Source organism: Terrabacter sp. P5_B1 (genome assembly GCF_056400505.1).
This window is the reverse complement of the sequence record NZ_JBFULD010000139.1, coordinates 1-10,382: the sequence shown is the minus strand read 5'-3', so window position 1 is coordinate 10,382 and position 10,382 is coordinate 1. Positions and strand designations below refer to the sequence as shown.

Genomic DNA, 10,382 nt, shown 5'->3' with positions numbered 1-10,382 from the left:
CGACCCGGGGCGTCCCGGACGAGCCGTCCGGGCGCCGGCAAGGAGCGGCCGGCTCTCGCCGCGCGACCGCGGACCCCGCAGAGCGCCCCGCCCTCGGCGTCGACGGCCTGGGTGCGCGGAGCCATCCTCCTCGGCATCCTCGTCATGCTCGCCGTCACGATCGTGCCCACGCTGCGCTCGCTCGTGCAGCAACGCGGCGACGCGGCAGCCATGCACGACAAGCTCGCCCAGCAGCGTCAGAGCGTGCAGCAGCTCGAGCGGCAGGCCGCACTGTGGAAGGACCCCGCCTTCATCGAGGTCCAGGCCCGAGAGCGACTGAAGTTCGTCCGCGTCGGCGACCGCGCCTACACCGTCATCGACCCTGCGGCCGACCATGCGAGCGCTCCGGCCGCGGCGCGGCCCGTCGTGGCCGCACCCCTGGCCAACGCGGCATCGCCGTGGTACGGCAAGGTGTGGCAGTCGGTCCAGATCGCCGACCGACCGACGGCAGGGGTCACGCGCAGCAAGTGACCGCGGCCAGTCCGACACCGAAAGGGAGCTTCGCGTGAGCAACTCCGCCCCTCCGTCCCCGCCGCCCGTCGAGACGTCCGACCTCGACGCCGTCGAGCGTCAGCTCGGACGGCGCCCTCGCGGGGTGGCCGGCGTGGCGCACCGGTGCCCGTGCGGCGAGCCCGACGTGCTGCGCACCGAGCCCCGCCTGCCCGACGGCACCCCCTTCCCGACGACGTACTACGCCACGTGCCCGCGCCTCACCGGCGCCGTGAGCACCCTCGAGACGGCCGGCGTCATGAAGGAGATGACCGAGCGCCTGGCCCACGACGCGGAGCTCGCCGCGGCCTATGCGAAGGCCCACGAGCACTACCTGGCGCAGCGTGCCGAGCTCGGCGAGGTGCCCGAGATCGAGGGAGTCTCCGCGGGGGGCATGCCGACCCGCGTCAAGTGCCTCCACGTCCTCGTCGGCCACTCTTTGGCCGCTGGCCCGGGCGTCAACCCGCTCGGTGACGAGGCGCTCGCCATGCTCGACCAGTGGTGGCAACCGACATCGTGCGCGGCCGTTCACGCCGCCGAGGACGCCGCAGCGTCCGGGTCCACCAGGGAGGCGACCCATGAGTGACGCGACCAGCACTGGAACCGTTCGCGTCGGCGCGATCGACTGCGGGACCAACTCCATCCGCCTGCTCGTCGCCGACATCGACCCCGGCACCGGGGCGCTCGCCGACGTCCTCCGCCGGATGGAGATCGTCCGGCTCGGCCACGCGGTCGACCGCACCGGCGTCATCGCTCCCGAGTCCATGGAGCGCACGCTCGCCGTCACCCGTGAGTATGCCGCCGTGTGTCGTGACCTCGGCGCCACCCGCGTGCGCTTCGTCGCGACGTCTGCCTCGCGCGACGCGCGCAACGCCTCGGAGTTCATCGAGGGTGTGCGCACGGCCTTCACCGAGCACTTCGGCTCCGAGGTGTCGCCCGAGGTCGTCTCCGGCGACGAGGAGGCTGCCCTCTCGTTTGCCGGCGCGACCGGTGGCCTCGCCGCCCAGGGCATCTCCGGTCCGTATCTCGTCGTCGACCTCGGCGGCGGCTCGACCGAGCTGGTCCGTGGCACCGACCACGTCGAGGCCGCCCGCTCGGTCGACATCGGCTGCGTGCGCATGACCGAACGGCACCTCGTCAGCGACCCGCCCACCGACGGCGAGATCGGGGCCGCCATCCGCGACGTCGACGCGGCGCTCGACGTCGCCGAGTCCCTCGTGCCACTCGAGGGTGTCGCGACGCTCGTGGGCCTGGCCGGAAGCGTCACGACGATCACGGCGCACCTGCTGCGCCTACCGGCATACGACCCAGAACGGGTCCACCTCGCGCACTCCGCACCGGCGGAGATGGTCGTCGCCTGCGACGAGCTGCTGGGCATGGCCCGCGCGCAGCGCGCGGAGCTGCCCTACATGCACCCGGGCCGCGTCGACGTCATCGGCGCCGGTGCCCTGGTGTGGCGGCGGGTCGTCGAGCGGGTCGTCGACCGAGCCGGCATCACCCAGGTCGTCACCTCCGAGCACGACATCCTCGACGGGATCGCGCTGAGCGTCGCACGCCGCGACTGACCGGCCGGCCTGCCTGACGGTCAGCGCTGGGGGAGTGCGGCGGCGAGCACGGGCTCGTCGGACTGCTCGTGCACGCGTCGACGGCTGGCGCGCCACCGTGCGACCATCCACACGGCGGCCGAGACGCCGAGCGCCCACGTGCCGTTGGAGACCGTCGCGTCGACGACACCGTAGGTGACGAAGAAGAGCGTCACGAAGACGACGGCGCGTACGCGCTTCGCCGAGAGGCGCACGGCGGCGAGCAACAGCCCGCCCCACAGCAGGTACCACGGGTGGATGACGGGGCCAGACGCGCACAGCACGAGCAGGGCCCCGGCCGTCGCGAGCACCGGGTTGCGCGGCGCGACCCGCCACGTGATCCAGGCGATGCCCCCCAGACCGAGCAGCAGGCCGATCGTCTGGGCGATCGGGACCGGCGCGGAGGTCACGCTTGCGGGCATGCCGGCGACGCGCATGAGCCACTCGATCGCGCTGCCGACGAAGGTCGAGGGCGAGATCAGCGAGCGCAGCGAGACGGGGACCGAGAGGTTGGGGATCCAGCCCCAGCCGAGGCCGGTCACGGCGGTGATGGCGGTGAAAGTCGCCACGGTGATCCCGCCGTAGGCGCCCGCGTGCCGGACCATGGCCCGGAGGCGGGCGCGGGCGCCGGGTTCGAGGTCGCTCTGGGCCTGCAGCGCCATGCCGACGACGCCGATGAGGGCGAGGACGGCCGTCTGCTTGTAGGCCGCAGCGGCCCCGATCGTCATCGACGCGACGACGAGCTGGCCCCGGCTGGCGAGCAGCAGCGCGAGGGTGACGAGGGCGACCATGACGGCGTCACCGTGGGCACCCCCGATGAAGTGCATGATGACGAGCGGGTTGAGCACGCCGAGCCAGAGCGCGTGCCGACCGCTGACGCCGTAGCGCTCGGCGAGGCGGGGGAGGGCATAGGCAAGCAGCCCGACCGCGAGCAGGGCCGGCACGCGCATGGCGACGGCCGACACGTAGGCGTTCTCGGGGAAGACGCTGACGACGAGGTGCTGGACCTGGAGCGCCAGCGGGCCGTACGGCGCCGGTGTCTGCACCCACATCGGGTCGACCTGGTCGGCGAAGGGTCCCGCCACCCAGAACGGGCCGACGGCATACGGGTCCATCCCACGCAGCACGATCTGGCCCTGCGCGGCGTAGCTGTAGGCGTCGCGGCTGAAGAGCGGCGGCGCGAGCATGATCGGCAGGCTCCACAGCAGCCACGCGAGGGACGGCGCCCTGCGCCCGTGGACCGGTCGCATCCGCAGCCACGCGTCGACGAGCAGGGCCATGCCGACCGCGAGCAGGATGGTCGTCAGGACCCGGCCGGCGCCGGTGCCGAGCCACTCGAGGCCGAAGCGCTCGATGAGCGGCGAGGCCGGAAGCTCGAAGGTGTCGGCGGGCAGGAACGCGGGGCTGATCGAGCCGGCAGCCACGAGCGACGTGCCCAGCGTGCCCCGGCGGACCATCGGGTCGGCCCAGCTGCGGCGCAGGGCCGCCGCGAAACGGTCACCGTAGGCTGCGACGCGCGGGTCGATGGGCCAGGCCGTGCGCGGCGAAGCCGTCGTCGTCGCCCCCGCGACACGCTGCTCCAGCACCCGCTGCTCCTTCATGTGGTTGAGGGGTCGCACTCGGGAGTGCGGCACACTCCCCGGAGGAGCGCCGACGATGGGCCCCTGGACCTCGTTCTCGCACGTCAGTCTAGGTGGAGCAGCCGGATGCGCGCCTTGCCACGCCAAGGCGTGGGCGGGCCGTTACCGAACCGTGCCCGCACAACCGACATACGCGACGTACCCCCGGAGGGACTCGAACCCTCACCGTTGGCGATTTTAAGTCGCCTGCCTCTGCCAGTTGGGCCACGGGGGCGGGGTCACCAGTATGCAGCCGGCACGGCCGGCACCCGCGCGCGGGAACCTTTCGCCGGGGTGCGTTCGCTTACCCTTGGGGACAGTCGCCACGCCCATTCGCGGGTCGTGGCACCCAGTGCTTCGAGGAGCGCACTCACATGGCAGGTGGAAACCCGGTCTTCGACYGGCTCAACAAGCAGATCGAGAAGGAGCGCTACGCCGGTTTCGGCGCGCCCCAGGGCAGTCCGCAGCAGCCCGCGGCCGGCTATGCGACCCAGGAGACCCTGACGGCCGGCCAGCTCAACGAGATGTACAACCGGGCGCCCGCAGGCCCCGTGGACACCGGTCGCGTCACCGTCGACGACGTCGTCGTCAAGAGCCTCACCCTGTTCGTCGTCACGGTCGCCGTCGCCCTCGTGTCGTGGTTCTGGACCGAGGCCAACTCCGACATGACGCTGCCGTTCTGGCTCGGCGGCATGTTCGGCACGCTGATCCTCGGCTTCGCCATCGCCTTCATGAAGAAGGTCTCGGTGCCGCTGCTCATGGTCTACGCCGTGCTGCAGGGCGCCTTCCTCGGCGCCTTCAGCCAGTACATCGCGTCGATCCCGAAGTACGACGGGGTCGTGCAGATGGCGGTCCTCGCCACGCTCTGCGTCTTCGTCGCGATGTACGTCGGCTATGCGACGGGCTTCGTCAAGGTCAACGACAAGACCCGGCGGATGTTCTTCTTCGCCATCGTCGGCTACGGCCTCTTCTCGCTGCTGCAGGTCGTCCTGCTCATGACCGGCGTCATCAGCGGCTGGGGCTTCGGCGGCAGCGGCAGCCTCGGCCTCATCCTGTCGGTCCTGGGTGTCGGCCTCGCGTCGTACTCCCTGGCCATCGACTTCGACACGATCGACAACGCCGTCCGGGTGGGTGCGCCGAAGAAGTACTCCTGGCTGCTCGCGCACGGTCTCATCGTCTCGATCGTCTGGCTCTACATCGAGTTCGTCCGGCTCTTCGCGCGTCTGCGCGACTGACGCCGATGGCACCTTCCGGCGCGGGTTCGCCGACCCCGCAGGAGGTGTCCGACGAGCTCCGGCGCGTGGTCGAGCGGTGGCACCAGCTGCCGCTCGACCGCGCGCTTTCGCGTATGCCGTCCGTCCGGGCCGTCGTCCAGTCGCTCGCCGACCGGGTGGCGCGGGTCAGGGGCGTCGCGCCGCACCCGGTGCCCGACCTCGGGCCGGCCGCGGTCATGGACCAGCTGAGCGTCATGGTGTTCGAGCTGTTCCGGACCGAGCCCGGCACCGACCCCGCCGTGGTCGCGGACGACCTGGCCGGCATACGCCGGCTTCTCTGACCCGACCGCGGGGGACCGCGACTCGGCGCCACGTGGCGAGTTGTCGCCCTCGGGTCGCGTCGTGGGCCGCATCAACCCGCCACCTGGCGAGCTGCGTCAGCTGAGGCGCTCGAAGATGACGGCCATGCCCTGGCCGCCCCCGACGCACATCGTCTCGAGACCGAACTGGCCGTCACGCTCGCGCAGGGCGTTGATGAGCGTGCCCGTGATGCGGGCGCCCGTGGCGCCGAACGGGTGGCCGATGGCGATGGCGCCGCCGTTGACGTTGAGCTTGTCGTAGTCCATCCCGATCTGGTCGGCCGACCCGATGACCTGGGCCGCGAACGCCTCGTTGATCTCGTAGAGGTCGATGTCGCCGATCGAGAGGCCGGCGCGCTTGAGCGCGAGGTTCGTCGCGTCCACCGGGCCGAGGCCCATGATCTCGGGGGAGAGGCCGGTCGCGGCGGTCGAGACGACCCGGGCGAGGGGCGTGAGGCCGAGCTCCTTGGCCTTCGTGTCGCTCATGACGACGAGGGCCGCGGCGCCGTCGTTGAGCGGGCAGCAGTTGCCGGCCGTGACGGTGCCCTGCTGGCGGAAGACGGGGCTGAGGCCCTGCACGGCCTCGAGCGTCACGCCGGCGCGGGGGCCGTCGTCCTTGCTGACGACCGTGCCGTCGGGCGTCGTGACCGGCGTGATCTCCCAGTCGAAGAAGCCGCGCCCGATGGCGGCCTCGGCGCGGTTCTGGGACGTGACCCCCCACTCGTCCTGGCGCTCACGCGAGATGCCGTATGCCGTCGCGACGTTCTCGGCGGTCTGCCCCATCGCGATGTAGATGTCGGGGAGCAGACCGTCCTCGCGGGGGTCGGTCCACGTCTCGTTGGTCTCGGCGATGCGCTTCGTGCGGGCCTGGGCGTCGGCGAAGCGGCCGTTCTGCTGGTCCTCCTTGGCGCCACCGGCGCCGGCCCAGTCGGTGTACTGCGAGACGCACTCGACACCGGCCGAGACGAAGATGTCGCCTTCGCCGGCCTTGATCGCGTGGAAGGCCATCCGCGTCGTCTGGGCCGAGGAGGCACAGAAGCGGTTGATCGTCGCGGCAGGGGTCGCGTCGAGGTCGAGCAGCGTGGCGACGACCTTGGCCATGTTGGAGCCGTGGCGGCCGGAGGGCTCGGCGCAGCCGAGGTAGAGGTCCTCGACGAGGCGCTTGTCGAGCCCGGGCACCTTGTCGAGGGCGGCCTGGATGACGCTCGCGGCAAGGTCGTCGGGACGGACCTCCTTGAGCGAGCCCTTGAAGGCGCGGCCGAACGGCGAGCGGGCGGTCGAGACGATGACGGCTTCGGTCACGGGAGATCTCCTGGTGCAGCATCGACAGCCCGTGCGGCGGTGCGACGGGCGACTAAGCGCTTGCTCAGTCCCCACGATGGTAGGACGTCCTCGCACCGCTTGGACAGGCCACCGCGCATGACGTGCGTCTCGCCGGAGCCGGAGGGGCTGCGGGTCCCGAAGGGCGTCCCGCCGACCGGGTACGACCGTGGGGCTCGCCCTTGCGACCATTAGGGTGGATCGTCGGTGCTGCACGCACCGACCCGGGTCTGGACACTCATCCCGGACCATCCGACCGATCAGGGGGCTCGTCCACCATGAAGACCATCACGACTCGCGTCATCGCCGTGTCCGGCGCGATCGCGATCAGCCTCGGCGCTGCCGCGTGCTCGAAGTCCGAGACGCCCGCCGCCGGCCCCAGCGGCTCCGGCTCCACCAACGTGTCCACGCCGTCCGCGAGCACGTCTACCTCCGCCAGCGCCCCCGTGGCGTCCGAGATCCTCGACAAGGCCAAGGCGAACGCGCTGGCCGCGACGTCGGGTGCCTTCGTCGGTCAGGTCGACCAGAGCGGCAAGACGATCAAGATCGACTTCAAGGGCACGAGCGACGGCAAGACGGCCGACATCGCCATCGAGATGGCGGGCGATGGCAAGGCGCGCGTCATCTCCGTCGCCGACGGTGTCTACATCCAGGGTGACGAGACGTTCTGGAAGAAGCAGGGCGCACCGGCATCGGTCCAGAAGGCCGGTGACAAGTTCATCCAGGCTCCGGCGTCCGCGGGCACGATGACCCAGAGCCTCAGCCTCAAGAGCTTCCTCGAGAAGGCGTTCGGCGCGGTCACCCCGCAGCAGCTGTCCAAGGACGTCGCGAGCGAGAACGTCGGCGGCGTCGACTGCTGGGTCCTCACCGACAAGAAGGGCAAGGGGGAGGGTGCGCTCTACGTCTCCAAGGACAAGTCCGAGGTCGTGCGCTTCACCGGCTCCTCGTCCAGCCCGGGCCAGCTCGACTTCTCCAAGTGGAACGCCGACCTCGGCATCAAGGCGCCCGAGGCAGCGCAGATCATGAAGATCGGCTGACCTCCAGCACGTCACGAAGGGGCCGTCCGCACGAGCGGGCGGCCCCTTCGCCGTGTGCCGCATGGGTCCGCAGCGTCACTGCAGGACGGCGTCCTCGGGGGGCTTCGGTGCGTCGGCCCACGACGGCGCAGACGACGGCGCAGACGACGGCGCAGACGACGGCGCAGACGACGGCACGGTCGGGCGGATGCGGTGCAGCAGGACCGCCCAGCGTCCGTGTGCTCCTCGGGCCTGTCCGCCGACCTCGGCCGGACCGACCTCCGTGCCGGGCTGGGTGACGGCCCTCGTCGCAGCGACGGCGAGCGGGCCGACGCTCTCGCCTCGACGCAGGTTGGGCGCGGTCGGCGTGCTGCGCTCGCCGAAGAGGTCGAGCGCGGCGCTGACGGTCGGCAGCAGTGCCGCGGCGACCCGGGCGTAGCCGGCAGGACTCGGGTGGAAGCGGTCCTTGCTGAACATCACGTGCGGCTCGGCCGAGAAGGTCTCGCTCAGCAGGTCCCCGATCGACACCGCCCGGCCGCCTGCCTCCACGACGGCGACCGTCTGGGCGGCGGCGAGATCGCGGGACCAGCGGCGCGCGAGCAGACGGAGGGGCTGCGGCACGGGTTCGATGGCCCCGAGGTCGGGGCAGGTGCCGACGACGACTTCGGCGCCGGCCTCGCGGAGGCTCCGCACCGCCATCTCGAGGTGACGCACCGCGACGGACCTGTCGATGCGGTGGGTCACGTCGTTGGCGCCGATCATGATGACCGCGACGGCGGGCTCGGGCACTGCTGCGAGCCCGCGCTCGACCTGCTCGTCGAGGTCGGGGGACTCGGCGCCGATGACCGCGACGTTGGTCAGCTCGACCGGGCGGCCGCACAAGGCGGCGATGCCCGTGGCGATCGTCGCGCCGATCGTCTGGTGCGAGTGGTCCGCGCCCATCCCGACTCCGGTCGAGTCGCCGAGCACGACGAACCGCACGGCGGGGCCGGACCCGGAGCCGTAGGTGCCGCTGTCGGACGGCGCGCCCTCGAAGTGCTGGCCGACGATGCGGCGCGCCATCATCGCCTCGACACGCAGGATCCCGTAGCCGAGCGCGCCGAGGGCGCCGAGACCGGCGACGCCGACTCCGCCGCCGTAGGCCGCCGCCTGCGCGATCCTGCGCGCGCGTCGTGCACGCCCCATCCGGGCCCCCCTCCTGCGCCGTGCTCAACCAGGTCCACCACGGTAACGCCCGGACTCGACGGTCCGTGCCCGGTCTGCGAGCCGGGGCCGGGACTCCGAGAGGGCCGCGTGTCTCGACCGGCGGGACAGCCCTCCTAGGATGGACGGGTGAAGTATGCAGAGAACGTCGCCGACCTCGTCGGCAACACGCCCCTGGTCAAGCTCGGCTCCGTCGTCGCGGACGCGGGGGTGAGGTGCACGGTGCTGGCGAAGGTCGAGTACTTCAATCCCGGCGGCTCGGTCAAGGACCGTATCGCCCTGCGCATGGTCGAGGCCGCGGAGCGTGACGGCCTGCTCAGGCCCGGCGGCACGATCGTCGAGCCGACGAGCGGCAACACCGGCGTGGGCCTGGCCCTCGTGGCCCAGCGCCGCGGCTACCACTGCGTGTTCGTCTGCCCCGACAAGGTGAGCCAGGACAAGCGCGACGTGCTCAAGGCGTACGGCGCCGAGGTCGTCGTGTGCCCGACCGCGGTCGAGCCGGAGCACCCGGACTCCTACTACTCCGTCTCCGACCGTCTCGTGCGCGAGATCGACGGCGCATGGAAGCCGAACCAGTACTACAACCCCGAGGGTCCCAACAGCCACTACCTGACGACCGGCCCAGAGATCTGGCGCGACACCGACGGCCGGGTCACGCACTTCGTCGCGGGCGCCGGCACCGGTGGCACCATCAGCGGCACCGGCAAGTACCTCAAGGAGGTCAGCGACGGCGCCGTGCGCATCATCGCCGCCGACCCCGAGGGGTCCGTCTACTCCGGCGGCACGGGTCGCCCGTACCTCGTCGAGGGTGTCGGTGAGGACTTCTGGCCCGGCGCCTACGACCCGTCGGTCGTCGACGAGGTCATCGCCGTCAGCGACGCCGACTCCTTCGAGATGACCCGCCGCCTCGCCCGCGAGGAGGGCCTGCTCGTCGGTGGCTCGTGCGGCATGGCCGTCGTGGCCGCGCTGCGCGCCGCGAAGGACCTGCCCGAGGACGCCGTCATGGTCGTCCTCCTGCCCGACTCCGGCCGCGGCTACATGAGCAAGATCTTCAATGACGAGTGGATGCACTCCTACGGCTTCCTCAACGACCACACCGAGTCGACCGTCGGCTCTGTCCTGCACGGCAAGTCGGGCGACATGCCGGCCCTGGTGCACACGCACCCCAACGAGACGATCCGTGACGCGGTGCAGATCCTGCGCGAGTACGGCGTCTCGCAGATGCCCGTCGTCAAGGCCGAGCCACCGGTCATGTCGGGCGAGGTGGCCGGATCGGTCAGCGAGCGGGCGTTGCTCGAGGCGCTCTTCACGGGCCACGCGCACCTTGCCGACTCCGTCGAGAAGCACATGGAGAAGGGCCTGCCGCTCGTCGGCGCCGGTTCACCCGTGTCGGCGGCGCGCAAGGAGCTCGAGGACTCAGACGCGATCCTCGTCGTCGAGGACGGCAAGCCCATCGGGGTGCTGACGCGCGCCGACCTGCTCGGTTTCCTCGCCGACTGACCCGCCTCAGGCTCCGCCTGAGACCACGTACGCCGTATGC

General features: G+C 71.5%; 10 protein-coding genes and 1 tRNA gene. 7 read left to right on the top strand and 4 right to left on the bottom strand.

From position 1 onward, the window contains the following. From AC1DP0_RS11615 to AC1DP0_RS11605, 3 genes are all read left to right on the top strand, one after another. The coding region (locus AC1DP0_RS11615) for an FtsB family cell division protein (protein WP_478084726.1) at positions 1-510 on the top strand (510 nt) is incomplete at its 5' end. A 34-nt stretch (positions 511-544) separates the two neighbouring features. Continuing rightward, positions 545-1,114, top strand: a complete 570-nt coding sequence (locus AC1DP0_RS11610) for a DUF501 domain-containing protein (protein ID WP_478084725.1) — start codon at positions 545-547, stop codon at positions 1,112-1,114. Then, positions 1,107-2,093 carry a Ppx/GppA phosphatase family protein gene (locus tag AC1DP0_RS11605; RefSeq protein ID WP_478084724.1) on the top strand — a complete coding sequence of 329 codons (987 nt, stop codon included), beginning with the start codon at positions 1,107-1,109 and terminating at the stop codon, positions 2,091-2,093. Before AC1DP0_RS11610 ends, AC1DP0_RS11605 begins: the two co-directional genes overlap by 8 nt. 20 nt (positions 2,094-2,113) lie before the next feature. Here the strand turns inward: AC1DP0_RS11605 and mptB are convergent, their stop codons facing one another. Both mptB and AC1DP0_RS11595 read right to left on the bottom strand, forming a co-directional pair. Next, positions 2,114-3,697 carry a polyprenol phosphomannose-dependent alpha 1,6 mannosyltransferase MptB gene (gene mptB / locus AC1DP0_RS11600; RefSeq protein ID WP_478084723.1) on the bottom strand — a complete coding sequence of 528 codons (1,584 nt, stop codon included), beginning with the start codon at positions 3,695-3,697 and terminating at the stop codon, positions 2,114-2,116. 193 nt (positions 3,698-3,890) lie between these two features. After that, a tRNA-Leu gene (locus AC1DP0_RS11595) sits at positions 3,891-3,965 on the bottom strand. A gap of 139 nt (positions 3,966-4,104) precedes the next feature. Here AC1DP0_RS11595 and AC1DP0_RS11590 point away from each other — a divergent pair. Together AC1DP0_RS11590 and AC1DP0_RS11585 are read left to right on the top strand one after the other, a co-directional pair. After that, on the top strand, positions 4,105-4,965 hold the full coding sequence (locus AC1DP0_RS11590) for a Bax inhibitor-1/YccA family protein (RefSeq protein WP_478084722.1): 861 nt from the start codon (positions 4,105-4,107) through the stop codon (positions 4,963-4,965). Between the two features lie 5 nt (positions 4,966-4,970). Next, on the top strand, positions 4,971-5,285 hold the full coding sequence (locus tag AC1DP0_RS11585) for a hypothetical protein (protein WP_478084721.1): 315 nt from the start codon (positions 4,971-4,973) through the stop codon (positions 5,283-5,285). A 96-nt stretch (positions 5,286-5,381) separates the two neighbouring features. Here the strand turns inward: AC1DP0_RS11585 and AC1DP0_RS11580 are convergent, their stop codons facing one another. After that, complete coding sequence (locus AC1DP0_RS11580) at positions 5,382-6,605, bottom strand: acetyl-CoA C-acetyltransferase (RefSeq protein ID WP_478084720.1); 1,224 nt, start codon at positions 6,603-6,605, stop codon at positions 5,382-5,384. 296 nt (positions 6,606-6,901) lie between these two features. On the opposite strand from AC1DP0_RS11580, the gene AC1DP0_RS11575 reads away from it, so the two are divergent. Beyond that, positions 6,902-7,660, top strand: coding sequence for a hypothetical protein (locus AC1DP0_RS11575; protein WP_478084719.1), 759 nt, complete (start codon positions 6,902-6,904; stop codon positions 7,658-7,660). 75 nt (positions 7,661-7,735) lie between these two features. Here AC1DP0_RS11575 and AC1DP0_RS11570 read toward each other — a convergent pair whose 3' ends face one another. Then, positions 7,736-8,824 carry an SGNH/GDSL hydrolase family protein gene (locus tag AC1DP0_RS11570; protein WP_478084718.1) on the bottom strand — a complete coding sequence of 363 codons (1,089 nt, stop codon included), beginning with the start codon at positions 8,822-8,824 and terminating at the stop codon, positions 7,736-7,738. A gap of 147 nt (positions 8,825-8,971) precedes the next feature. Here AC1DP0_RS11570 and AC1DP0_RS11565 point away from each other — a divergent pair, with 147 nt between their 5' ends. Beyond that, a complete protein-coding gene (locus tag AC1DP0_RS11565) occupies positions 8,972-10,342 on the top strand; it encodes a cystathionine beta-synthase (protein ID WP_478084717.1) in 1,371 nt (456 codons plus the stop codon). Positions 10,343-10,382 lie beyond the last annotated feature (40 nt).